Origin of the sequence: Rothia sp. HMSC078H08 (assembly GCF_001808955.1) — a bacterium.
In the GTDB taxonomy this organism is placed as follows: Bacteria; Actinomycetota; Actinomycetes; order Actinomycetales; family Micrococcaceae; genus Rothia.
Genome location: NZ_KV795235.1, coordinates 41043 through 65675, shown reverse-complemented (window position 1 = coordinate 65675; position 24633 = coordinate 41043). Strand labels below are relative to the sequence as shown.

General features: G+C 56.7%; 17 protein-coding genes. 1 reads left to right on the top strand and 16 read right to left on the bottom strand.

Annotated features, from left to right (window positions below; all coding sequences use genetic code 11):
* Nucleotides 1–5 precede the first annotated feature (5 nt).
* From rplP to rpsJ, 9 genes are read right to left on the bottom strand one after another with little or no spacing between them, the layout of a single operon-like run.
* Nucleotides 6–425: a 50S ribosomal protein L16 gene (rplP, locus tag HMPREF2528_RS00255; protein ID WP_005504968.1), complete on the bottom strand. Its 420-nt coding sequence runs from the start codon at nucleotides 423–425 to the stop codon at nucleotides 6–8.
* A complete protein-coding gene (rpsC, locus tag HMPREF2528_RS00250) occupies nucleotides 426–1223 on the bottom strand; it encodes a 30S ribosomal protein S3 (RefSeq protein ID WP_005504966.1) in 798 nt (265 codons plus the stop codon). It lies immediately after the preceding gene.
* Complete coding sequence (rplV, locus tag HMPREF2528_RS00245; protein WP_005504964.1) at nucleotides 1224–1589, bottom strand: 50S ribosomal protein L22; 366 nt, start codon at nucleotides 1587–1589, stop codon at nucleotides 1224–1226.
* A gap of 60 nt (nucleotides 1590–1649) precedes the next feature.
* Nucleotides 1650–1931: a 30S ribosomal protein S19 gene (gene rpsS / locus HMPREF2528_RS00240; RefSeq protein WP_004005282.1), complete on the bottom strand. Its 282-nt coding sequence runs from the start codon at nucleotides 1929–1931 to the stop codon at nucleotides 1650–1652.
* 12 nt (nucleotides 1932–1943) lie between these two features.
* Nucleotides 1944–2780: a 50S ribosomal protein L2 gene (gene rplB / locus HMPREF2528_RS00235; protein ID WP_005504961.1), complete on the bottom strand. Its 837-nt coding sequence runs from the start codon at nucleotides 2778–2780 to the stop codon at nucleotides 1944–1946.
* A gap of 40 nt (nucleotides 2781–2820) precedes the next feature.
* Nucleotides 2821–3123, bottom strand: coding sequence for a 50S ribosomal protein L23 (gene rplW, locus HMPREF2528_RS00230; RefSeq protein ID WP_005504959.1), 303 nt, complete (start codon nucleotides 3121–3123; stop codon nucleotides 2821–2823).
* Nucleotides 3123–3740 (bottom strand): 50S ribosomal protein L4, encoded by a 618-nt coding sequence (gene rplD / locus HMPREF2528_RS00225; protein ID WP_005504957.1) that lies wholly within the window; start codon nucleotides 3738–3740, stop codon nucleotides 3123–3125. The genes rplW and rplD overlap by 1 nt, the downstream gene beginning before the upstream one ends.
* A gap of 6 nt (nucleotides 3741–3746) precedes the next feature.
* Nucleotides 3747–4403 carry a 50S ribosomal protein L3 gene (gene rplC, locus HMPREF2528_RS00220; RefSeq protein ID WP_005504955.1) on the bottom strand — a complete coding sequence of 219 codons (657 nt, stop codon included), beginning with the start codon at nucleotides 4401–4403 and terminating at the stop codon, nucleotides 3747–3749.
* Between the two features lie 13 nt (nucleotides 4404–4416).
* Nucleotides 4417–4725, bottom strand: a complete 309-nt coding sequence (gene rpsJ / locus HMPREF2528_RS00215; RefSeq protein WP_004005287.1) for a 30S ribosomal protein S10 — start codon at nucleotides 4723–4725, stop codon at nucleotides 4417–4419.
* A gap of 486 nt (nucleotides 4726–5211) precedes the next feature.
* Here rpsJ and HMPREF2528_RS00210 point away from each other — a divergent pair, with 486 nt between their 5' ends.
* Nucleotides 5212–8631, top strand: coding sequence for a Fe2+/Zn2+ uptake regulation protein (locus HMPREF2528_RS00210; RefSeq protein ID WP_070541446.1), 3420 nt, complete (start codon nucleotides 5212–5214; stop codon nucleotides 8629–8631).
* 587 nt (nucleotides 8632–9218) lie between these two features.
* Here the strand turns inward: HMPREF2528_RS00210 and tuf are convergent.
* The 7 genes from tuf to rpoB all read right to left on the bottom strand — a co-directional run bounded on the left by tuf (nucleotide 9219) and on the right by rpoB (nucleotide 24481).
* The gene (gene tuf, locus HMPREF2528_RS00205) at nucleotides 9219–10409 is read right to left on the bottom strand and encodes an elongation factor Tu (RefSeq protein WP_005508397.1); all 1191 of its coding nucleotides are present in this window, start codon (nucleotides 10407–10409) and stop codon (nucleotides 9219–9221) included.
* 200 nt (nucleotides 10410–10609) lie between these two features.
* A complete protein-coding gene (gene fusA / locus HMPREF2528_RS00200; protein ID WP_005508395.1) occupies nucleotides 10610–12724 on the bottom strand; it encodes an elongation factor G in 2115 nt (704 codons plus the stop codon).
* A gap of 72 nt (nucleotides 12725–12796) precedes the next feature.
* A complete protein-coding gene (gene rpsG, locus HMPREF2528_RS00195) occupies nucleotides 12797–13267 on the bottom strand; it encodes a 30S ribosomal protein S7 (RefSeq protein WP_005504941.1) in 471 nt (156 codons plus the stop codon).
* Nucleotides 13267–13641 (bottom strand): 30S ribosomal protein S12, encoded by a 375-nt coding sequence (rpsL, locus tag HMPREF2528_RS00190; RefSeq protein ID WP_005504939.1) that lies wholly within the window; start codon nucleotides 13639–13641, stop codon nucleotides 13267–13269. The genes rpsG and rpsL overlap by 1 nt, the downstream gene beginning before the upstream one ends.
* A gap of 698 nt (nucleotides 13642–14339) precedes the next feature.
* Nucleotides 14340–16370 (bottom strand): neutral/alkaline non-lysosomal ceramidase N-terminal domain-containing protein, encoded by a 2031-nt coding sequence (locus HMPREF2528_RS00185; protein ID WP_070541443.1) that lies wholly within the window; start codon nucleotides 16368–16370, stop codon nucleotides 14340–14342.
* Between the two features lie 591 nt (nucleotides 16371–16961).
* Nucleotides 16962–20864 carry a DNA-directed RNA polymerase subunit beta' gene (locus HMPREF2528_RS00180; RefSeq protein ID WP_070541440.1) on the bottom strand — a complete coding sequence of 1301 codons (3903 nt, stop codon included), beginning with the start codon at nucleotides 20862–20864 and terminating at the stop codon, nucleotides 16962–16964.
* Between the two features lie 110 nt (nucleotides 20865–20974).
* The gene (gene rpoB / locus HMPREF2528_RS00175) at nucleotides 20975–24481 is read right to left on the bottom strand and encodes a DNA-directed RNA polymerase subunit beta (protein WP_049349243.1); all 3507 of its coding nucleotides are present in this window, start codon (nucleotides 24479–24481) and stop codon (nucleotides 20975–20977) included.
* Between the last annotated feature and the right edge of the window lie 152 nt (nucleotides 24482–24633).

Here is a 24633-nt window from a genome sequence, read left to right as displayed (position 1 = left end):
CTCGCTTATTCACCACCTTCGCGGCGACGCACAACACGTGCCTTCATCGGGAGCTTGTGGATTGCCAGGCGCATTGCCTCGCGAGCCACTTCTTCGGACACACCGGAGAGTTCAAACATGACTCGACCCGGCTTGACATTTGCGACCCACCACTCGGGCGAACCCTTACCGGAACCCATACGGGTTTCAGCAGGCTTCTTGGTCAGCGGACGGTCGGGATAAATGTTGATCCAGACCTTACCGCCACGCTTGATGTGACGGGTCATTGCGATACGTGCAGCCTCAATCTGGCGGTTGGTCACGTATGCGGGCGACAGGGCCTGAATGCCCCACTCACCGAAGCTAACCTCGGTGCCGCCCTTTGCGAGACCACTACGCTTGGGGTGGTGCTGCTTGCGGTACTTTACTCGACGGGGAATAAGCATTTATGCCTCACCGTTCTCTGCAGTCTTGGCCTCGACCTTTGCCGAAGCGTTCTCGTTGCGGCGCTCGCGACGAGGACCACGGTTGCCCTGGCGGCGGCGGTCACCATCGCGGCGGTTGCCACGGCGGTTGTTTGCTGCCTGCTGAGCTGCCAGCTCCTTGTCGGTCAGGTCGCCCTTGTAGATCCAGACCTTCACGCCGATGCGACCGAAGGTGGTCTTAGCCTCGAAGAAGCCGTAGTCGATGTTCGCACGCAGGGTGTGCAGGGGCACACGGCCTTCGCGGTAGAACTCGGAACGGGACATTTCAGCGCCACCCAGACGGCCGGAGCACTGGATACGGATACCCTTTGCGCCTGCACGCTGTGCGGACTGGATTGCCTTCTTCATTGCACGTCGGAATGCAACACGCGATGCGAGCTGCTCTGCGATGCTCTGTGCAACCAGCTGAGCGGAGAGGTCGGGGTTAGCAACCTCGAGGATGTTCAGCTGAATCTGCTTGTTGGTGAGCTTCTCGAGCTCGCCGCGGATGCGGTCTGCTTCTGCGCCACGGCGGCCAATCACGATACCGGGACGAGCGGTGTGGATGTCCACACGCACGCGGTCACGGGTACGCTCAATCTCGACCTTTGCAACGCCTGCGCGATCCAGGTTCTTTGCCAGCAGCTCGCGGATCTTTACGTCCTCGCGGACGAAGTCAGCGTAACGCTCGCCGGGCTTGTTGGAATCAGCGAACCACTTGGAGACGTGGTCAGTGGTGATGCCCAGTCGGAAACCGTTCGGGTGAATTTTCTGACCCATTTAGCGGTCCTCCTCCTTCTCCGGGGTAGCAACTACCACGGTGATGTGGCTGGTGCGCTTGTTGATTCGGTATGCGCGACCCTGAGCGCGGGGCTGAATGCGCTTCATGGTCGGGCCCTCGTTCACGAATGCTTCGCTGATGAACAGCTCTTCCTCGCGGAAGGGCAGACCCTGCTGGGTTGCCTTCTGACGAGCGTTAGCTACTGCCGAAGCAACGATCTTGTATACCGGTTCCGAAGCTGCCTGGGGTGCGAACTTCAGAATCGCCAGAGCCTCTTCCGCCTGCTTACCACGGATCAGGTTGACGACACGGCGGGCCTTCATAGGCGTAACGCGAACGAAACGCGCTGATGCCTTGGCTTCCATTGCCTATCTCTCTTTCGTCTATTGCCGAAAGGGAAACGTTAGCTTATCGGTATGAACCGATTAGCGACGCTTACCCTTACGGTCGTCCTTCACGTGGCTGCGGAAAGTGCGGGTCGGAGCAAACTCACCGAGCTTGTGACCAACCATCGACTCGGTGATGAACACCGGCACGTGCTTGCGACCGTCGTACACTGCGATGGTGTGACCGAGCATGTCGGGGATAATCATCGAGCGACGCGACCAAGTCTTGATTACGTTCTTGGTGCCCTTCTCGTTCTGAGCTGCAACCTTCAGGTAGAGGTGCTGATCAACGAAAGGGCCCTTCTTCAAACTACGAGGCATGTTTCAGGCTCCTTAGCGCTTCTTGCCAGTACGACGGCGACGAACGATGAGCTTGTCGCTTTCCTTGTTGGGACGGCGGGTACGACCCTCGGGCTTACCGTTGGGGTTAACCGGGTGACGACCACCGGAGGTCTTACCTTCACCACCACCGTGCGGGTGGTCAACCGGGTTCATGACCACACCACGGACGGTCGGGCGGATGCCCTTCCAGCGGTTACGGCCTGCCTTACCCCAGTTGATGTTGGACTGCTCAGCGTTGCCAACTTCACCAACGGTTGCGCGGCAGCGAACATCCACGTTGCGGATTTCGCCGGAGGGCAGACGGAGCTGACCGTACTTGCCTTCCTTAGCAACCAGCTGTACAGAAGCACCTGCGGAACGAGCCAGCTTTGCGCCGCCACCGGGGCGGAGCTCGACACAGTGAATCACGGTACCAACGGGGATGTTGCGCAGGGGCAGGTTGTTACCGGGCTTGATGTCAGCTGCGGGGCCGGACTCGACGATGTCGCCCTGAGCGAGCTTGTTCGGAGCGATGATGTAGCGCTTGGAACCATCGAAGTAGTGCAGCAGCGCGATGCGAGCGGTACGGTTGGGATCGTACTCGATGTGCGCAACGCGTGCGTTAACGCCGTCCTTGTCGTGACGACGGAAGTCGATCAGACGGTACTGGCGCTTGTGGCCGCCACCCTTGTGACGGGTGGTGATGCGGCCGGTGTTGTTACGGCCGCCGGTCTTGTGAAGCGGACGAAGCAGGGACTTTTCCGGGGTGGAGCGGGTGATCTCGGAGAAATCAGCAACGCTCGAACCGCGGCGACCCGGGGTCGTCGGCTTGTACTTACGAATACCCATTTAGATATTTCTTCCTTCGTTAAAGTGGTCTCCGCGGGGCTTATGCCTGCGGACCGCCGAAGATGTCGATGGTGCCTTCCTTGAGGGTCACAATCGCACGCTTGGTGTTCTTGCGAGCGCCCCAACCGAAACGGGTGCGCTTGCGCTTGCCCTGACGGTTGATGGTGTTGACGGAAGCAACCTTGACGTCAAAGATCTTCTCGATGGCCTGCTTGATTTCCAGCTTGTTGGAATCGGTTGCGACCTCGAAGGTGTACTTACCTTCGTCGAGCTGACCGTAGCTCTTCTCGGAAACGACGGGAGCAATGATCACGTCGTATACAGACTTGGTGGAAACGCTCATTACTTAGCGCCCTCCTTCTTCTGAGCTGCAGCAACGAATGCGTCGAATGCTGCCTTGGTGAAGACCACGTCGTCCGAAACCAGCACATCGTAGGTGTTGAGCTGGTCTGCGTACAGAACGTGGACGTTCTCCAGGTTACGTGCGGACAGAGCCACAACGTCCTCTGCACGAGCAATCACAAGAAGGATGTTCTTGCGCTCGGTGATAGCTGCGAATGCAGCCTTTGCAGCCTTGGTCGAGGGGGTTTCACCGGAGATGAAGTTCTCGACAACGTGGACGCGGTCGTGACGAGCGCGATCGGAGAGAGCACCGCGCAGTGCAGCGGCAATCATCTTCTTGGGGGTGCGCTGTGCGTAGTTACGCGGGGTCGGACCGTGAACAACGCCACCGCCGGTCATGTGCGGTGCGCGGATGGAGCCCTGACGTGCGTTACCGGTGCCCTTCTGCTTGAAGGGCTTACGGCCTGCGCCGGAAACCTCGCCGCGGTTCTTGGTCTTGTGGGTGCCCTGGCGTGCAGCAGCGAGCTGTGCAACGACAACCTGGTGCAGCAGGGGCACGGATGCCTGCGCGTCGAAAATCTCTGCGGGCAGGTCTACCTTAAGGGTCTTAACAGCCATGATGTATTAGGCTCCCTTCACAGCGGTACGAACCAGAACAACGCCGCCCTTGGGACCGGGGATTGCACCCTTGATCAGCAGGACATTGTTCTCTGCGTCCACACCCTGGATAGTCAGGTTCAAGGTAGTGTGACGTGCTGCGCCCATACGGCCAGCCATGCGCATACCCTTGAACACGCGTGCGGGGTAGGATGCGCCACCGATGGAACCGGGCTTACGGTGGTTCTTGTGCTGACCGTGAGACGCGCCAACACCCTTGAAGCCGTGACGCTTCATAACACCTGCGAAGCCCTTACCCTTGGTCTTACCAACGACGTCGACCTTCTGGCCTGCTTCGAAGAGCTCAACGGTCAGTTCCTGACCGAGGGAATACTCAGAAGCATCTGCGGTACGCAGCTCGACGATGTGGCGACGGGGGGTAACACCGGCCTTCTCGAAGTGACCAGCCAGGGGCTTGGTAACCTTGCGAGAGTCGATTGCACCGAAACCAATCTGAACAGCTTCGTAGCCGTCAGTTTCCTGGTTACGGATCTGGGTAACAACGTTAGAATCAGCCTTGACGACGGTGACGGGCACAAACTTGCCGTCCTCGTCCCAGACCTGGGTCATGCCGAGCTTGGTGCCCAGCAGGCCCTTCACCTGGCGCTCGAATTTGTTAGTCATTAGATGCGATCCTCTACAGCTTGATCTCGATGTTTACGTCTGCCGGCAGGTCGAGACGCATGAGGGCATCAACAGCCTTGGGGGTCGGATCAACAACGTCGATCAGACGCTTGTGCGTACGCATCTCGAAGTGCTCGCGGCTGTCCTTGTACTTGTGGGGAGAACGGATAACACAGTAAACGTTCTTCTCGGTCGGCAGCGGCACGGGGCCAACTACAGTTGCGCCTGCGCCCTTTACCGTTTCGACGATTTTCCGTGCCGAAGAATCGATGACCTCGTGGTCATAGGACTTCAGACGGATGCGGATTTTCTGTCCCGCCATCTGTCGGACTCTCTTTCTTGATGTATTCCCTGTATCGGAGCTTTTGCCCCTTTGTTATAGCGCTTAAGGAACGCGATATATTCATCACGTGCGCCACTCAGAACGAACTGAATCCGGCTTTGCCGGGTTCCTCACCCCGCCTGAGTACCGACCCCCGAACTCGGGCGTGTCGCCTATTTTCTAGACAGACTCATCCCGTCATCCTTCGGACCGGGTCATACGTGGGCCTACCTTTAGTGCAGGTAGACGCTTTGACAACGTCGTCAATTCTCTCAGAGATAGAGCGCTTGCGCAATACAAACACGAGTTAAGTGCTTAAGAACACTTAACTATCTCTGTCAACCTGAGGATACTCCCGCGATGTAACTCTCAGGGAGCTTTCAATCTACTTTCAGTAAGTTCCATGCGCTTTATTGCTCTTAATAAAGCTTTTAGATCTAAAGACTCTCGTATCGTAGAAGTATCACTACAGCCTAAGGAGAAACCATGTCTCAGCCGACACAACCTCATCAGGCATCCTCTAGCTCTCACTCTTCGTCTCAGAGCCCTCAGCATGTTCAGCCGCAAGGTCTCGGCTTGTACGTTCCCCCATCCCTGTCGGGTCCGTATCCTCAGCCTCCTGCGCAGCGACGCCGAGTCAATGAGGATATCTTCCTCAATATTGTTCTGTACATTGGTTCGCTCCTGCTCATTGGTGCTGCGGGCCTTTTTGTCACCTCGGTGACTTCTTCTCAGGATGAAACGGCTATCTTCCGTGTACTCGCAATGGCGCTTGGAGCAATTGTCTTCTACGGAGCCGGTCTGCTCACCTACCGTTTCGTAGAGCGCCTGCGTATTGCCTCCTACTCTTTTGCAGCAACGGGTCTTGCGTTTATTCCTCTGACCGGCGTTGCTATCTATGTCCTCAAGATTTGGACTGAAGGACGCTACATTTGGCTCCTCACGTCTCTGGTTGGCACTGCAGCCATTATTGGAGCCTGCGCCCTCATGCGTAACCGTGTGATGGCGTACCTGCTGATTTCGTTCATCGTTTCGGACTCGTTGGCAGCTACGAAGGTGGCGGCTCTGCCTTTCGTTTGGTATTTCGTTTCTCTGACTGCCGTTGCCACTGTTCTGGGTTTGATCTTGCACTTTGCCCCGAATGCTGCCCCGAAGGGTATCCGCGAAGGTCTTGTTGATTCTTCCCGTATTTTCGTCCCGGCTACTGCCGTCGCCATTTTCTTCTTTACCAACGATCTGAGCTACACGGATGCGGGTATTGCTTTTGCGGTTATGTCTGTGCACGCCATTCTGTTCACCTGGCTGAACGGCACGGCGGATTACTACGCCCAGGCACGCATCTACCCGATTGCGTCCATTCTCTCCTTCATCATGGACTCGGATCACGGCCCGTGGTTCCCCAGTATCTTCTTCGTCTCTGTTCTGGTTGTTAACCTGATTTCTGCCTACGTGTTTATTCCTCGTCTGCAGAAGACTATTGCTGGTTCCGCTCCTGCTACTGATGAACAGCCCGAGCAGGTGCAAAGCACCCCGGCTATCCCCTGGGCGAAGGAAGCTCTTCACCAACCCGCTCGCAAGATAGAGTGGTTGCCGGCAATTGACGCATGCGTCGGCGTATTCTTCTCCTTCTTTGCTCTCCTTGATGCCTTCTACACTGCTCACGTCGCTGATAGCGTTACCTACGCAACGCGCTGGAGCGCCTTCCTTCCCTACGCAGAAGGCAATCAAGGTATCTTCCCCGCCCCCTGGGTTATCGGTGTCCTCTGCATCGTGAGCTTCTTGCTGTACCGCAAGGCAATTCAGCCTCTGGTGCTCATGAGTTTTGTAGCGCTCATTCCTGTTATTGGCATGTACGCCTCCCCTGGCAACCAGGGAACGTTCTACCTCTTCTTTGCCGCGGCTGTAGTCATCTATCTGGTCAGTGCTAAGGCTCCCGAGGCACGTACCGCTGGAGCGGTACTGAGCAACATCGGTTATGCCATTGGTATGATTCAGCTCTTCCTCGCTCTCATTCCTGAGATGCAGACTTCTGAGTCGCTTTTGATGTTTGCGTTGGTCTGCGCCGCTATTGCGCTGCTGACTTTTGTCCTCTCTCAGGGCGTTGCAGTACAGAACGCAAGCTACCGTCTTGTAGAGATGTCGGTCTACCTCTTCTTGGGCGTTTTTGCTCTCTTCGTTGGGTACGTAGCTAACCATGCTGATGGCGGAGCACATGGCCGATTCTGGGTTGGTTTCCCGCTCTTCTCGGGTGCCGTCCTCTTCTTGAGCGTCCTGAGCGCTCTTATTCTGGCCCGCGCGCTACGACTTTCGGATGTTGGTTCCTTCCGCTCCACGCTTGTCATGTTTGTCCGTATCGCGTTCTACGCGACTCTGCTTATCGCGACGATTGGCTCGCGACACTACCTGCTGTACGACTTGCAGAAGGAGTACATTGCTGTAGCACTGCCGGCGCTCCTAACCGTCGTTTATGGTGCGCTTGGTTTCTTTATGCCGGTTGGCTCTTCGATTCGTTCGGAGCTACTCACCGTTGCGCGATTCCCCATCTGCTGGTCGGTCATTCTGCTCGCGATTACCGGCAATATGAAGGAATCGCTCGTAGACTTCCTCGTACTTGCACTGCTGGCGGTTCAGGCGCTGTGCAGCGTGCTACTCTATGCGTACTCCAAGCGAAACTACGAAGCATACGCGGCGGCGATTTTCTTCACCCTTGGTTCTGTCCTGAGCGCAGGCCGTTTCATTGGCGATTTTGATAATCTTCTGTTCGCGGTAGCAACTCCTGCTATCTTCATCGCTGTATGGGTGCTTGCCCTTATCTTCAGGGTCTCCCGCATGCAGATTGGTGCCTCCATCAGCATCACGACTTTCTGCATCGGTGCTCTGTGGAATCTCTTCAACACGAGGGAAAGCACAATGGAGATGACTCTTCTGGGCTACTACGCTCTGATTGCCGTCATCATCCTGTTCGTTCTGAAGGTCACGCTCCCGATTGAGGTCTTCGGTGTGAACGCTAATGTTCGTCCGCGCATCGCTGTCCCGGTTGGTAATACGATGGTTGATTTGCCGATGCACGGCCCGTTGGGTGCCCCTTACGCGCGTTTCCTGTCTCGTCGTCCCCTGAGCCAGGGTATCTATGCACCGGTCAATACGCTGCTGATGATTCCCGCTCTGGCGACGCTGGGATTCTACACTTTCGTTGGGCTGGTTTTTGAGCCCAGGCAGGTGGAGCTCAACGCACTTCTCTGGGGTCTAGGCGCTCTGTCCTTCGTGTCTGTCACCAAGGCGAAGAACCTGCCGATCGTCTGCACCACGGCGTTCAGCCTCTTCATTGCCCGTCTGGTCATTGATTACTCGAAGTCCAATCCTCTGAGCGTCATTCTTGAGGTTGCTCTCCTGATTATGCTGGCTGTTGTGGCCGCCAAGGTCCTCAAGAACTTCATCGCAAAGAGGCCTGTAGATACGCAGGTATCGGATTCTCCTCTGTACTGGGCTTTGGGCCTGCAGGTATTCCTCACCCTGGTAACGTGGGCAGTTCCCGCTGACGGTCCGGATATCGTGGTGCTGGTACTCGGCATTGCCCTGACTCTCCTGAGCGCTCTGCTGCTCGACCGAGTCTGGACCTATATCGCAACTGCGCTAGTCACCCTCGACCTGGCAATTTTGCTCAACGGTCTGAACCCGCTCACCCTGTTCATCATCTCTATTCTGCTCATTGCCGGCGTTATCTGGCGTCTGTTGGTTCGACAGAACAAGCAGGATGCAGCAGCTCCGCACCAGGGTTCTGAGCAGCTTGAGGACTTCCCGCAGCCTCAGAATCAGCCGGGTATGTACCCTCAGAGCAATGTCCAGATGCAACAGCCCCCGGCTCCTCAGCAAGGCTACGAGCCTCGCCACGAGGAAAACATCTAGCTATCAGCACGTATAGCTTCTATTCCTACGGCATTCTGTAGTAGGATTACCTATGTCCCTTCCGAGGGGCAGTCATTCGAATTGCGGTTCCCAGCCTTCGGGCTGGGAACCGTTTTTCTTTGCCTGCACCCCCTATTCGCATCTGCAACGTCTATCTCGCGTCCTTTTGCCAGCTCCTTGAAAGTGTGTGGGCGTTCAAGAACGGTAAGCCAATGACAGCACATCTGTTCCCCTATGCCCTGCTACAGGTCTGAGGCACGGGTGTGCGATACTGCTACCGCTCTGAGGATTCCTCACCATTGGCTCCTCACCGCTGAGGATCCGATCTTCTCCCCTATCTTTTAGCGTGGGTTTCTGCCGCACAATAGCGCTGAGAGCCTGTAAGAAGGGCGTCTATAGCGCCCAGGACGTGGTTACGAAGTTCTCCCAGCAGAGAGGGATATACCTGCCTCTTTGCAGCCTTCAGCAACCCACAAAAGGGCATAACAAAAGGACCCCCGCAGATGCGGGGGTCCTTGAGTATCGCTACCTGGTGGAGGGTTTCCCCTCCGGCAGATCTTTAGCGAATTGTCGTAAATTTACGGCAATTACTTGATGATCTTGGTAACACGACCCGAACCAACGGTGCGGCCACCCTCACGGATAGCGAAGCCGAGGCCCTCTTCCATTGCGATGGGCTGGATCAGGGTAACGGTCATCTCGGTGTTGTCACCGGGCATAACCATCTCGGTGCCCTCGGGGAGGGTGATAACGCCGGTCACGTCAGTGGTACGGAAGTAGAACTGAGGACGGTAGTTGGAGTAGAAGGGGTTGTGACGGCCACCCTCATCCTTGGAGAGGATGTAGACGTTTGCCTCGAACTCGGTGTGGGGGGTGATGGAGCCCGGCTCCACGACAACCTGACCACGCTCAACATCGTCACGCTTCAGACCACGCAGCAGCAGACCACAGTTCTCGCCTGCCCATGCTTCGTCGAGCTGCTTGTGGAACATCTCGATACCGGTAACGGTGGTCTTCTGAATCGGGCGGATACCGACGATCTCGACCTCGGAGTTGATCTTCAGGGTACCGCGCTCTGCACGACCGGTAACAACGGTGCCACGACCGGTGATGGTGAAGACGTCCTCGATGGGCATGAGGAAGGGCTTGTCCTTCTCACGCACGGGGTCCGGAATGTAGGTGTCGACTGCGTCCATGAGCTCCTCGACCTTAGCAACCCACTCGGGGTCGCCTTCGAGAGCCTTCAGTGCGGAAACGCGAACAACGGGAGCGTTGTCGCCGTCGAACTCCTGCGAGGAGAGGAGGTCACGGACCTCCATCTCGACGAGGTCGAGGAGCTCTTCGTCGTCAACCATGTCTGCCTTGTTCAGTGCAACCAGCAGGGTGGGGACGCCAACCTGGCGAGCGAGCAGAACGTGCTCGCGGGTCTGTGCCATGGGGCCGTCGGTAGCTGCAACCACGAGGATTGCGCCGTCCATCTGAGCCGCACCGGTAATCATGTTCTTGACGTAGTCAGCGTGGCCGGGAGCGTCAACGTGTGCGTAGTGGCGCTTCTCGGTCTGGTACTCGATGTGAGCAATGTTAATGGTAATACCGCGCTGGCGCTCCTCGGGAGCGGAGTCGATCATACCGAAGTCGCGCTTCTCGTTCAGGTCCGGGTACTTGTCAGCCAGAACCTTGGAGATTGCTGCGGTCAGGGTGGTCTTACCGTGGTCAACGTGACCAATGGTACCGACGTTAACGTGAGGCTTGGAGCGCTCGAACTTAGCCTTAGCCAAGAGTGTTCCTCCTAGAACGATTGAAAACATGCACGCGGATCTTCGCTCCGGCGCATCCCGTTATAAAACGGTCTAGCGTCTACAATAGCGGATTACGCCGCAGAGATGAAACTGTTCATGCTCTCAATAATGGATTTAATTGAAAATTTTGGCGTGGGCCACAGGTTTTTGGCCCGTGGCCCACGGGTGAGACGCGGAAATTACTCGCCGCGGCTCTTCTGGATGATCTCGTCAGCGACGTTCTTGGGAACCTCGCCGTAGCTGTCGAATGCCATCGAGAACACTGCACGACCCTGGGTCTTACCACGCAGGTCGCCAATGTAACCGAACATTTCGGTCAGGGGCACGATAGCCTTGATGATCTTAACGCCGGATGCGTCCTCCATGGAACGAACCTGGCCACGGCGGGAGTTCAGGTCGCCGATAACGTCGCCCATGTACTCCTCGGGGGTACGAACCTCAACGTCCATCAGCGGCTCGAGCAGGACCGGGTTAGCGCGCTTAGCGCCTTCCTTGAAGACCATAGAACCAGCGATCTTGAACGCCATTTCGGAGGAGTCGACGTCGTGGTAAGCACCGTCGATCAGGGTTGCCTTCACGCCCACCATCGGGTAGCCAGCGAGGACACCGAACTTCATAGCGTCCTGGATACCAGCGTCGACCGAGGGGATGTACTCGCGAGGAACGCGGCCACCGGTGACCTTGTCCTCGAACAGGTACAGCTCTTCGCCATCCAGGGGCAGGGGCTCGAAGGAGACCTGCACCTTTGCGAACTGACCGGAACCACCGGTCTGCTTCTTGTGGGTGTAGTCGACCTTCTCGACTGCCTTCTTGATGGTCTCGCGGTAAGCAACCTGAGGCTTACCAACGTTAGCCTCAACCTTGAACTCACGCTTCATACGGTCAACGATGATGTCCAGGTGCAGCTCGCCCATACCACCGATTTCGGTCTGACCGGTTTCTTCGTTCAGCGAAACGGTGAAGGTGGGGTCCTCAGCGGAAAGCTTCTGGATAGCGGTGGACATCTTCTCCTGGTCACCCTTGGTCTTGGGCTCGATAGCCACGAAGATCACAGGGTCGGGGAAGGTCATCGACTCGAGAACGATCGGGTGTGCGGGGTCGCACAGGGTGTCACCGGTGGTGGTGTCCTTCAGACCGATCGCAGCGTAAATGTGACCTGCGGTAATCTCCTCAACAGGGTTCTCCTTGTTGGAGTGCATCTGGAAGAGCTTACCGATGCGCTCCTTCTTACCCTTGGTGGAGTTCAGAACCTGCTGGCCCTGAGCTGCAACACCGGAGTAAACACGGGTGTAGGTCAGCTGACCGTAGAACGGGTGAGCTGCAACCTTGAACGCCAGTGCTGCGAAGGGCTCGTCTGCGGATGCCTTACGGGTCAGCTTCTCTTCCTCGTTGGAGGGGTTGGAGCCGACAACGTCCGGAACGTCCAGCGGGGAGGGCAGGTACTCAATCACAGCGTCCAGCATGGGCTGAACACCGCGGTTCTTGAATGCAGAACCGCAGAGAACGGGGAATGCCTCGCCGGAGATAACAAGCTGACGGATACCCGACTTAATCTCGGGGATAGTCAGTTCGCCCTCTTCGAGGTACTTCTCCATGAGCTCTTCGCTGGACTCAGCAACAGCCTCAACCAGCTCAGCGCGGTACTGCTCAGCCTTCTCAACCAGGTCAGCAGGAATGTCCTGAACCTCGTAAGAAGCACCCATGCTCACGTCACCCTTGGCGTCGCCGGGCCAGACGTATGCCTTCATTTCGAGCAGGTCAACAACACCGAGGAAGTCGCTCTCAGCACCGATGGGGAGCTGAACAACCAGCGGGCGAGCGCCCAGGCGGTCGATGATGGTCTGAACGGTGAAGTAGAAGTCCGCACCCATCTTGTCCATCTTGTTGACGAAGCAGATACGGGGGACGTCGTACTTGTCAGCCTGACGCCAAACGGTCTCAGACTGGGGCTCAACACCTTCCTTGCCGTCGAACACAGCAACTGCGCCATCGAGGACGCGCAGGGAGCGCTCAACCTCAACGGTGAAGTCAACGTGACCGGGGGTGTCGATGATGTTGATCTGGTTGTCCTTCCAGAAGCAGGTGGTTGCTGCGGAGGTAATGGTAATACCTCGCTCCTGCTCCTGAGCCATCCAGTCCATGGTGGAAGCGCCGTCGTGGGTCTCACCGATCTTGTGGTTAATACCGGTGTAGAACAGAATGCGCTCAGTGGTGGTGGTCTTACCGGCGTCGATGTGCGCCATAATACCGATGTTGCGGACCTTGTTAAGGTCGGTGAACACGTCAAGTGCCACGTTATTCTCCCTAAATGAGATACTCCGAAAGCCTGCCGACTCGAATCGACTCGGCAGGCTCTAAACGGAGAATTACCAGCGGTAGTGTGCGAAGGCCTTGTTGGACTCGGCCATCTTGTGAGTGTCCTCGCGACGCTTCACAGCGGCACCGAGACCATTGGATGCATCCAGGATCTCGTTCATCAGACGCTCAGTCATGGTCTTCTCGCGGCGCTGCTTGGAGAAGCCAACGAGCCAGCGGAGAGCCAGAGCGGTGGAACGGCCGGGGCGAACCTCAACCGGAACCTGGTAGGTTGCACCGCCAACGCGGCGGGAGCGAACCTCGAGAGAAGGCTTGATGTTGTCCATTGCCTTCTTCAGGGTTGCGACCGGGTCAGAACCGGTCTTCTTCTCGACGCCCTCGAGGGCACCGTAGACGATGCGCTCTGCGACGGACTTCTTGCCATCCAGCAGAACCTTGTTGATCAGCTGAGTGACCAGAGCAGAACCGTAAACAGGATCGTTTACGAGGGGACGCTTGGGAGCGGGACCCTTACGAGGCATTACTTCTTCTCCTTCTTAGCGCCGTAGCGGGAGCGAGCCTGGCCGCGACCCTTAACACCCTGGGTATCCAGAGCGCCACGAACGATCTTGTAGCGAACACCGGGGAGGTCCTTCACACGACCACCGCGAACGAGCACGATCGAGTGCTCCTGCAGGTTGTGACCCTCACCGGGGATGTATGCGGTAACCTCGACGCCGCCGTTGAGCTTGACACGAGCGACCTTACGCAGTGCCGAGTTCGGCTTCTTCGGGGTGGTGGTGTACACACGGGTGCACACGCCACGCTTCATGGGGTTGCCCTTCAGTGCGGGCGCCTTGGTCTTAACGACCTTGGGAGTCCGGCCCTTACGGACCAGCTGCTGAATAGTAGGCACGTTTTCTCCGTTGCTTGATCGGGTTCTTCGTTAGAAAATCCCGTATAAACTTACTGGCCCCCATCACGTTGGATGGGTGCTCTCGGTTATCAGAAACGCTCGGATGCATATCCGGTTGGTTTCTATAGGTTCCTCGACATCTCGGCGAGTTCTCAAGGCTAAAATTCCCCACCATCAGAGGTGAAAAAGTTTTTGGGCACGCTTAAAAATGGCATTTAGGCGTCAGCAAAAAGCAACGCCAAAGGACGGTATCCATACTGCCATTGATTCATCATGCCCGTGCCCTCGGGAAATATCCCGCGTAAACCCACCGGGGGTGGATCCTTGTGCACCGAGCTCAAGTACTTCGGATAAGACTATACAGGTTAAATCCCGCTTAATCTAGCGCCAGAGCAGGGATTCTTTGCTTTTAAGCCCCCATCTAAGGGTAAAAACTGATGATTTACCTCACTTAATTACATCTTTGGGATTTACCGCTCCCCCGCGGCCTCCTCCACCACCTCTGTTTCTTTTGCCTCTTTGACGCAATTTAAAAACTTAAAGCAGAAGACCGACAAGAACCCTCTCGACGATTCTTGGCGGCATCAACAGATACGGGAGGCGAGCGCATATCTACACCCGCCTCCCGCAATCCCGCAAGAGAATATTCAGTTATTGGTCTGCCACAGTAGCTACTGGGCTAGGCCACCTGGAAGAGACTACGCCACCTGGAAGACTCGAGTCTGACCCTCAAACGGGGTGATAGTCTTCGAATTCTTCTTAGCATTGCCGTAGTAGCGGATGCGGTACTGCCCCTTAGGAGTATTAGCCGGCACCTTCCAGCGAACCGTCACCTGAGACGCCGAAACGCCAATGCGCTTCCATTCAAAGAAGGTATCCGGGTTGTTATCCCCGGTGTAGTACCTCCAGGTATTACCCACACGACGCTCAATCACGAAGTAGCTACCATCGTGATGCATGTTGTTATTGGGGTGAGCACCAGCAAAACGAGCCGTTACCTCTTCGCGGCCGGCAATAGCGTCCTGAGGCTGCTGAGTGACCTGGCCGTAACGCATACCAAACATGGGGGTATCGTAGACGACCTTACCCTGCAGGCTGGCTACCGGGCGACGATCATTCGGACGGTCGCCAATACCCAGCGGAGTGCCGTTCTTCAGCGAAGTTCCAACAACATTAATGGTCTGACGGAACGCACTGGAGGTGTAACGACCGAAGAGGGTCGCACCACCTTCATACTGCTGAGAGTCATACTCCTCAGGAGTCGTCACGTAGTGGTCGTAGGCGTTGGTGTAGCCCTGCAGAATAATATGCGATTCGGGAACACCGAAAAGCTTGGCAGCATCCTGGCGGTATTGCACACCTACCGCACCGGTGAACTCACCGGGCATACCCAGCAGGTAGTAGTCACCGAAGCGCATAATCTGCACCGGATACTTTTCCTGAATGATCGTTCCATTTTTTGCAGAGAAGAGAATGCCCTTCGGCTGCTGGCAACGCGTCTGCGCTGCACTCGGAGTGAACACCAAAGTACCCAGAATAGAGGGGCGACCAGAGCCTTCCTTATAAACAGCCCAACCACCACCGCCGTCCTCAGTGGAACCGGCACCAAACGGAGTACCCAGGAAGCCCTGGCAGGTGCGCTCATTATGACCACTACCGGTGTACTTGGCATCCACAGTCATACCCGAGAAATTGAAGTACGAAATACGCGAATCCAGGCCCTTACCCACAGGGGTACCTGTGCTCTTCAATTGAGAACGCACAGCGTTAGCCTGCTTCTCACCCTGAATCTTCACGTTCTTGAACTGGTCATTAGTGGGACCCTGACCAGGCTTCAACCAAGTATTCGGGGAAACATCACCAGCATTAGCATTTGCAAACGCCGCAACGAAACCATCACCACTACCGGGAACATTGCGGTCAACGCCGTGATCCTGAGTCTCCAGCAGATACTCCGCATAACCCTTGTTATCACTCGAAATCAGAGTATTCTTCGAGGTCAAAGAAGTCGGGTGAATCGCATACCAGTTCAGCACCGCACGAGTCTTACCGTTGCGCTCCAGACGCAGAGTCATATTGGTCGGATCGGTACCGCCGGGCAACTTAGAACGCAACTGGGGAGAATCCAGATTAAACGCCTCGCGGGAACGGTTAGCACCAACACCGGTCAGCTTCGAAGACGAAATCGTCAGGTTACCCGGTGCCAGATCCTTGGTCGCCTGGCGGATTGCCTTCAGCGAACCGTCCACCTGGGCATTGAAGGTGTCCTGATGGAAACCCAGAGTCGTAATGTTGTACAGGCTCTGGTGCGTAATGCCACCCGGAGTCGCATGAGTGTGGGTCGCGGTAATCATAATGTTCGACTCGTCGTACGCGGAGCCAAACTCTGCACGGATGCGCTTCACCAGTTCATCACGCAGAGACTGCCAACCGGTCAGAGAGTCCAGAACAACGATGAGGTTGCGCTTACCCGAGGCGCGATCCACCGCAATAAAAGCACGAGCATACTGGCGAGTATGCACACCGCTACCCTTCTGGGAAGAGTCACCATAGCCCATGAAGCCGACTTCACCGGGCTCACCGGTAATATCCGCCGCACCCGCACCCACCAGGTAGGGGGTGGCGCTAGAGCTCTGAGAAGCAGGGGCTGCGGTCGCAACCTGACCGGCAGGAAGAACTGCGGAAGCCGCAATAAGGCATGCTGCACCAATACGAGTGAGAGAATGCACAGGCGCCTTAAAGCGCGAAAAAACAGAGGAGCGCTTTTGCTCCCCAGCAGTCGAGGAGGGATTCTGTTCAGATTCGTGAGGCTGTGCCGTTCCGGAAGACAGTTGGGTGCCACCAGTAGTCACCCGTCCGGAAGTGATTGGAGTGATATGCATGCCTTCAAGAATAGAACCTAGTCAAAAGGCTTTCCAGTTGAATTAGCACTGTTCAAATAAAGAACATTTATTCCATGTATACCCCAAAGAAAAACGAGTGAATATTCTATATATTGCAGTCCTAGTGCGGTTTCTAGGGAGATTTAGAATATTTGACCGCCATCTAATTTCTTGCCCAGTCAAGAAATTTTCCCAGTTTGAAAAAATAATGCACTCTAATGATTTTTTATAAATAGATTCGTCCACTAGGCAAAAAATATACAACCTTCCCCTGAAGGATAAAGAATATTAAAGTACCGCTTAAAAGAATGCCACCCTCCCCCACCTATTCGTTAAACACAGAACGCGGATACCCGAGACAAACTCGAGTATCCGCGTTCTTTATCAAGGACCAGGCCGGGAGCCTAAACCCCCAACCTGCCCCTCATGGCAGAAGCCTTAGTCCAGACCACGACCGTACTCATCCAGCGAAACAGCCATAAAGCCGCCGTTGCCGTAAGTGTACACCTCGTTATCCATCTGGAACGCGCTCTGGTAACCACCGAAAGTGTCCAGAGCCTGCATACGCTCAGCAGTAGCCTGGGGGCTGGGCTCAACCTCAATATCGTTGTAACGTGCCAGACCGGTACCGGCGGGAACCAGCTTACCGATGATCACGTTCTCCTTCAGGCCGAGCAGCGGGTCAGTCTTCGCCTCCATAGCAGCCTGAGTCAGGACACGGGTGGTCTCCTGGAAGGAGGCCGCCGACAGCCAGGACTCGGTAGCCAGCGAAGCCTTGGTAATACCCATCATTTCCGGACGGCCAGCTGCGGGCTTCTTGCCCTCAACCAGTGCCTTGCGGTTAGCAGTCTGGAAAGCAATGTTATCAACCAGCTCACCAGGCAGCAGATCGGTATCACCGGACTCAATCACGGTCACGCGACGTAGCATCTGGCGAACAATAACCTCAACGTGCTTGTCGTGGATTTCCACACCCTGCGACTTGTACACGCCCTGAACCTCGCTCACCAGGTGCTTCTGAGCCTCACGAGGACCACGAATACGCAGAACCTCCTTCGGATCAACAGAACCGGTAGCCAGCTGATCGCCAACCTGAACGTGATCGCCGTTCTGCAGCTTAGAAGCTGCACGACGCAGAACAGTGTAGGACTGGGGCTCGGAACCATCGTCCGGGGTCACCACAATCTTGTAGGACTTCTCGGTATCCTCAATGGTCACGCGACCAGACACCTCAGAAATCGGGGCAACACCCTTGGGGGTACGAGCCTCGAACAGCTCCTGAATACGGGGCAGACCCTGAGTAATATCGTCAGCCGAAGCCACACCACCGGTGTGGAAGGTACGCATGGTCAGCTGGGTACCGGGCTCACCAATCGACTGAGCCGCAATAATACCAACAGCCTCACCAATGTCCACCAGCACGTTCGAAGCCATCGAACGACCGTAGCACAGTGCACACACACCAATAGCGGACTCACAGGTCAGAACCGAACGGACGCGAACATCCTTCACGCCTGCCTTGAAGAGCTTCTCGATGAGCTCATCAGAGACATCGGAGCCAGCAGCAGCCAGAACGTTGCCAGCCTCATCCTTCACGTCAACCGCAAGGGTACGACCGTGAATTGAAGTCTCAACATCCTGGTGCAGACCGCCATCCTCATCAATCAGAGGCAGAACCAAACCGCGGCGAGTGCCACAGTCGTGCTCGCGAACGATAACGTCCTGCGAAACGTCCACCAGACGACGAGTCAGGTAACCCGAGTTAGCGGTACGCAGCGCGGTATCAGCCAGACCCTTACGTGCACCGTGGGTCGCGATGAAGTACTCCAGAACCGACAGGCCCTCACGGTACGAGGACTTAATCGGGCGAGGCATAATCTCACCCTTCGGGTTCGACACCAGACCACGGATACCCGCAATCTGACGGACCTGCATCCAGTTACCACGTGCACCGGAGGTCACCATACGGTAAATGGTGTTCAGACCACCGTGAGAGCTCAAGTTCTCACGCATAGCCTCTGCAACCACGTCGGTAGCCTCGGTCCAAACCTTAATCAGCTCCTGACGACGCTCTTCGTCATCGATGGTACCGATCTCGAAGTCGTCCTCAATTGCAGCAGCCTGCTTCTCGTAGCGCTCCATAATTGCCGGCTTCTCAGAAGGAGTAGCAATATCGGAAACAGCCACGGTCACGCCCGAACGAGAAGCCCAGTAGAAACCGGAGTTCTTCAGGTTATCCAGGGCACGAGCCACAACATCCATCGGGTAACGCTCAGCCAGATCATTAATCAGGCTACCCAGACCCTTCTTATCTGCCACGCCAGAGAACCAGGGGTAATCCTTCGGCAGAGCCTGGTTGAACAGAACCTGACCAACAGTGCAGTCCAGCAGCACAGAATCGCCGGGCTGGTAACCCTCCGGTGCTTCCCAATCCTCGGGAGCAACAAACTGGTCACCATCAAGGCGAATCTTCACCTTGGTGTACAGCTCAATCTCATGACGATCCATCGCCATCAGAGCCTCAGACACCGAGGAGAATGCATGACCCTCGTTCTTCTGACCATCGCGAGGAGTAGTCAGGTGGTACAGACCAATAATCATATCCTGCGAAGGAACAGCCACAGGGCGGCCATCCGACGGCTTCAGGATGTTGTTCGAGGACAGCATGAGGATACGAGCCTCAGCCTGAGCCTCAGGAGACAGCGGCAGGTGAACTGCCATCTGGTCACCATCGAAGTCAGCGTTGAACGCGGAGCAAACCAGCGGGTGCAGCTGAATAGCCTTACCCTCAACCAGCTTCGGCTCAAACGCCTGAATACCGAGGCGGTGCAGAGTAGGTGCACGGTTCAGCAGAACCGGGTGCTCAGCAATAACCTCTTCCAGCACGTCCCAAACCTGCGGGCGGAAACGCTCAACCATACGCTTAGCGCTCTTAATGTTCTGAGCGTGGCTCAGCTCCACCAGACGCTTCATAACGAAGGGCTTGAACAGCTCCAGCGCCATCTGCTTGGGCAGACCACACTGGTGCATCTGCAGCTGAGGACCAACCACAATCACGGAACGACCCGAGTAGTCAACACGCTTACCGAGCAGGTTCTGACGGAAACGACCCTGCTTACCCTTCAGCATGTCAGACAGAGACTTCAGGGGGCGGTTACCGGGGCCGGTCACCGGGCGACCGCGACGACCGTTATCGAAGAGCGAGTCCACAGCTTCCTGCAGCATACGCTTCTCGTTGTTCACGATAATCTCGGGAGCACCCAGCTCCAGCAGACGCTTCAAACGGTTGTTACGGTTGATCACACGACGGTACAGGTCGTTCAGGTCGGAGGTCGCGAAACGGCCACCATCCAGCTGAACCATCGGGCGCAGTTCCGGCGGAATAACCGGAACAACATCCAGGACCATACCCAGCGGGGAGTTGTTAGTGGTCAGGAAGGCGTTAACAACCTTCAGGCGCTTCAGGGCGCGGGTCTTCTTCTGGCCCTTACCGGTCTGAATAATCTCCTTGAGAGCCTCAGCCTCAGCCTCCAGGTCGAAGGACTCCAGACGCTTCTTAATAGCCTCTGCGCCCATCGCGCCCTCAAAGTACAGGCCGTACTTATCAATCATGGAACGGTACAGCGCCTCGTCACCCTCAAGGTCAGCGACCTTCAGGTTCTTGAAGCGATCCCACACACGATCCAGGTGCTCAGCCTCACGCTCGTAACGCTTACGTACCGACGCGAGCTGACGCTCAGCGTTATCACGCAGCTTACGCTTCTCAGCAGCCTTGCCGCCTTCTGCCTCAATACGAGCCAGCTCCGCCTCAACCTCACGGCTAATAGCGTTCACATCAGCGTTCAGAGCAGCCTCAAGCTCCTGCTTCTCACGGTCGTGAGCAGCCTGCAGCATGGGCAGATCCTCGTGACGAGCTTCCTCATCAACCTTAGTGATCATGTACGCAGCGAAGTAAATGACCTTCTCCAGGTCCTTCGGAGCCAGATCCAGCAGGTAACCCAGACGGGAAGGAACACCCTTGAAGTACCAAATGTGGGTAACAGGAGCAGCCAGCTCAATGTGACCCATACGCTCACGACGTACCTTAGAGCGGGTCACCTCAACACCACAGCGCTCACACACAATGCCCTTGAAGCGCACGCGCTTGTACTTACCGCAGTAGCACTCCCAGTCCTTGGTGGGGCCGAAGATACGCTCGTCGAAGAGACCGTCCTTCTCGGGCTTCAGGGTACGGTAGTTGATGGTCTCGGGCTTCTTAACCTCACCAAAAGACCAACGACGGATGTCGTCGGCGGTGGCGAGGCCAATTCGCATCAAACCAAGCGAAGATTCGTTGGACATATCGGTCCTAATCTCTTTCTGTAAGTTTCTGAAGACTTGGGTTAGCGGGCAGGAACCCCACAACGCACGCGAGCGCATGCGGGGTTCCCCACCCTAGAAGGAGGCGGTGCTTATGCCTCGTCGACGGAGCTAGGCTCGTCGTGGGTCAGGCTCACGCCCATATCTTCTGCTGCCCGGAAGCCTTCTTCCTCCGAGTCGCTCATCTCAATAATCTTGCCGTCGGTGGAGAGCACCTCGACGTTCAGGCACAGAGACTGCATTTCCTTGATAAGAACCTTGAAGGATTCGGGGATACCCGGCTCAGGGATGTTCTCGCCCTTCACGATAGCCTCGTAAACCTTCACACGGCCCGCCACGTCATCGGACTTGACGGTCAGGATTTCCTGCAGGGTGTATGCGGCGCCGTATGCTTCCAGCGCCCACACTTCCATCTCACCGAAGCGCTGACCACCGAACTGCGCCTTACCACCCAGGGGCTGCTGGGTAATCATCGAGTACGGACCGGTGGAACGAGCGTGAATCTTGTCATCCACCAGGTGGTGCAGCTTCAGGATGTACTGGTAACCAACCGAAATCGGGTCCGGGAACGGCTCACCGGAACGGCCGTCAATCAGACGTGCCTTACCGGAACGGTTGATCAGACGGTCGCCATCGCGGTTCGGGTTCGAGTGATCCATGAGGTCGAACAGCTCGTCCTCGTGGGCACCGTCGAACACCGGGGTTGCCAGGCGGGTCGGGCCGGATTCCTTCGGGAAGTTCGGCATGTGCTTGAGCCACTCGGGCTCGCCCTCAATCTTCCAACCCTGCTTAGCCAGCCAACCGGTGTGGACTTCCAGAACCTGACCAATGTTCATACGACCGGGCACGCCCAGCGGGTTCAGGATAACGTCCACGGGGGTACCGTCTTCCAGGAAGGGCATATCCTCGATCGGCAGGATCTTGGAAATAACACCCTTGTTACCGTGGCGGCCTGCGAGCTTGTCGCCGTCGGTAATCTTACGCTTCTGAGCCACGTACACGCGGACCAACTGGTTCACGCCCGGGGGCAGATCGTCCTCATCGTTGCTCTCGCGGTCGAAGATGCGGATACCGATGACGGTACCGGACTCACCGTGAGGAACCTTCAGGGAGGTGTCGCGAACCTCGCGAGACTTCTCACCGAAGATTGCGCGCAGCAGGCGCTCCTCGGGGGTCAGCTCGGTCTCACCCTTAGGGGTGACCTTACCAACCAGGATGTCGCCAGCCTCAACCTCAGCACCGATGTGGATGATGCCGCGCTCGTCCAGAGCCGAGAGAACATCCTCGGACACGTTCGGGATATCGCGGGTAATCTCCTCGGGGCCCAGCTTGGTGTCGCGGGCGTCAATCTCGTGCTCCTCAATGTGAATCGAGGTCAGCACGTCCTCAGACACCATGCGCTGGGAGAGGATGATCGCATCCTCGTAGTTCAGGCCTTCCCACGGCATGTATGCCACGAGCAGGTTCTTACCCAGTGCCAGCTCGCCGCCGTCGGTGGAGGGGCCGTCAGCAATAACGTCGCGGTATTCGACGCGCTGGCCTTCCTTCACCACAACGCGCTGGTTGTAGCAGTTACCCGGGTTCGAGCGGGAGAACTTCATGATCGGGTAGGTGGAGACAGAGCCGTCGTCGTTACGGACGATAACGGTCTTAGCGTCCACGGAGGAAACCACACCGGGCTTCTTCGCGAGCACGGAGTCACCGGAGTCCAGTGCTGCGTACTTCTCCATACCGGTACCAACCACGGGAGCCTCAGACTCCAGCAGGGGCACAGCCTGACGCTGCATGTTAGCACCCATCAGTGCTCGGTTAGCGTCGTCGTGCTCCAGGTAAGGAATCAGAGCGGTAGCAACAGACACCATCTGGCGCGGGGAGACGTCCATGTACTGAACGGCGCCGGGAGCAACCAGAACAGCTTCGCCAGAACCATCGCCCGCACGGCAGAGAACCTCGTTCTCAGCGAAGGTGCGGTCAGCGTTCAGCGGTGCGTTTGCCTGTGCGATAACAACAGACTTCTCGTCGTCAGCGGTCAGGTAGCGGACCTCATCGGTCACGCGGCCATCAGTCACCACGCGGTAGGGGGTCTCAATGAAACCGAAGGAGTTGATGCGACCGTAGGTCGCCAGCGAACCAATCAGACCAATGTTCGGGCCTTCAGGGGTTTCAATGGGGCACATACGACCGTAGTGCGAGGGGTGGACGTCTCGAACTTCCATGCCTGCACGGTCACGGGACAGACCGCCCGGACCCAGTGCGGACAGACGACGCTTGTGGGTCAGACCTGCCAGCGGGTTGTTCTGGTCCATGAACTGCGATAGCTGAGAAGTACCGAAGAACTCCTTGATAGCTGCCACGACGGGGCGGATGTTCACCAAGGACTGCGGGGTGATAGCGTCCACATCCTGGGTGGTCATGCGCTCGCGAACCACACGCTCCATACGGGACAGACCGGTACGGATCTGGTTCTCAATCAGCTCGCCCACGGTGCGGATACGACGGTTGCCGAAGTGGTCAATATCGTCGATATCAATCTTGAGGGAGATTTCCTCGCCGTCACGGACGCCGGGGATGGTGGTCTCGCCTGCGTGCAGAGCGCAGAGGTAACGAATCATCTGAGCGATGTCGTCCTGGCTCAGAACAGAAGCCTCGGGGGAATCCATGGGAACGTCCACGCCGAGCTTACGGTTCAGCTTGTAACGACCGACCTTCGCCAGGTCGTAGCGGCGCGGGGTGAAGTACATGTTGTCCAGCAGAGCCTGGGCAGCTTCAACCGTCGGGGGCTCACCCGGACGCAGCTTGCGGTAGATGTCCAGCAGAGCCTCGTCGCGGTCCTTGACGGAGTCCTTCTCCAGAGTTGCGCGGATGGAGTCGTACTGACCGAACTCAGCCAGAATCTTGGACTCGGTCCAGCCCAGAGCCTTCAGCAGAACAGTCACGGACTGCTTACGCTTGCGGTCCAGACGCACGCCAACCTGGTCGCGCTTATCAATCTCAAGCTCGAACCATGCACCGCGGGAAGGAATCACGCGGGCAGAGTAAATGTCCTTATCGGAGGTACGGTCCGGAGCCTTCTCGAAGTAAGCACCGGGGGAACGCACCAGCTGAGAAACGACCACACGCTCAGTACCGTTAATAACGAAGGTACCGGCCTCGGTCATCAGGGGGAAGTCACCCATGAACAGGGTCTGCTGCTTGACCTCGCCGGTAGCGAGGTTCATAAATTCAGCCTTAATGTACAGCGGAGCCGAGTAGGTTGCGTCGCGGTCCTTGCACTCCTCAACAGAGTACTTGGGGTCCGCAAACTCAGGCTCAGAGAAGGAGAGCTGCATAGTCTCCTGGAAGTCACGAATCGGGGAGATTTCTTCAAAAATCTCAGCCAGACCGGACTGAGCGGGGACAGAAGTGTCACCAGCAGCCTGCGCCTTCTCCAGACGCTCCGCCCAGCGCTCGTTACCAACGAGGCGGTCGAAGCTATCGGTCTGGATAGCAAGCAGGTTGGGAACCTTCAGCGGTTCGTTAATCTTCGCGAATGAAATTCGGCGCGAGACGTTCTCTGCGCCGTTAGCGGCGTCATGGTTAGAGGTGCTCGAAGCGACCAAAATGGGGATCCTTCCACAGACATGTCTGTTAGCAATCAGCCTCCCGGCGACATTACCGGCGACACGACAACCTCAGCCCCCGAATAGAACGGTGCTCGAAGCTATAGAGTCGGACGGAAAAACGTCACCTTCAGCCCGTGCCCACCGCTATA

Coding starts and splice junctions, on each gene's coding strand:
- rplP (WP_005504968.1), bottom strand. CDS start 425: ATGCTTATTCCCCGTCGAGTAAAGTACCGCAAGCAGCACCACCCCAAG.
- rpsC (WP_005504966.1), bottom strand. CDS start 1,223: ATGGGTCAGAAAATTCACCCGAACGGTTTCCGACTGGGCATCACCACT.
- rplV (WP_005504964.1), bottom strand. CDS start 1,589: ATGGAAGCCAAGGCATCAGCGCGTTTCGTTCGCGTTACGCCTATGAAG.
- rpsS (WP_004005282.1), bottom strand. CDS start 1,931: ATGCCTCGTAGTTTGAAGAAGGGCCCTTTCGTTGATCAGCACCTCTAC.
- rplB (WP_005504961.1), bottom strand. CDS start 2,780: ATGGGTATTCGTAAGTACAAGCCGACGACCCCGGGTCGCCGCGGTTCG.
- rplW (WP_005504959.1), bottom strand. CDS start 3,123: ATGAGCGTTTCCACCAAGTCTGTATACGACGTGATCATTGCTCCCGTC.
- rplD (WP_005504957.1), bottom strand. CDS start 3,740: ATGGCTGTTAAGACCCTTAAGGTAGACCTGCCCGCAGAGATTTTCGAC.
- rplC (WP_005504955.1), bottom strand. CDS start 4,403: ATGACTAACAAATTCGAGCGCCAGGTGAAGGGCCTGCTGGGCACCAAG.
- rpsJ (WP_004005287.1), bottom strand. CDS start 4,725: ATGGCGGGACAGAAAATCCGCATCCGTCTGAAGTCCTATGACCACGAG.
- HMPREF2528_RS00210 (WP_070541446.1), top strand. CDS start 5,212: ATGTCTCAGCCGACACAACCTCATCAGGCATCCTCTAGCTCTCACTCT.
- rpsG (WP_005504941.1), bottom strand. CDS start 13,267: ATGCCTCGTAAGGGTCCCGCTCCCAAGCGTCCCCTCGTAAACGATCCT.
- HMPREF2528_RS00180 (WP_070541440.1), bottom strand. CDS start 20,864: ATGTCCAACGAATCTTCGCTTGGTTTGATGCGAATTGGCCTCGCCACC.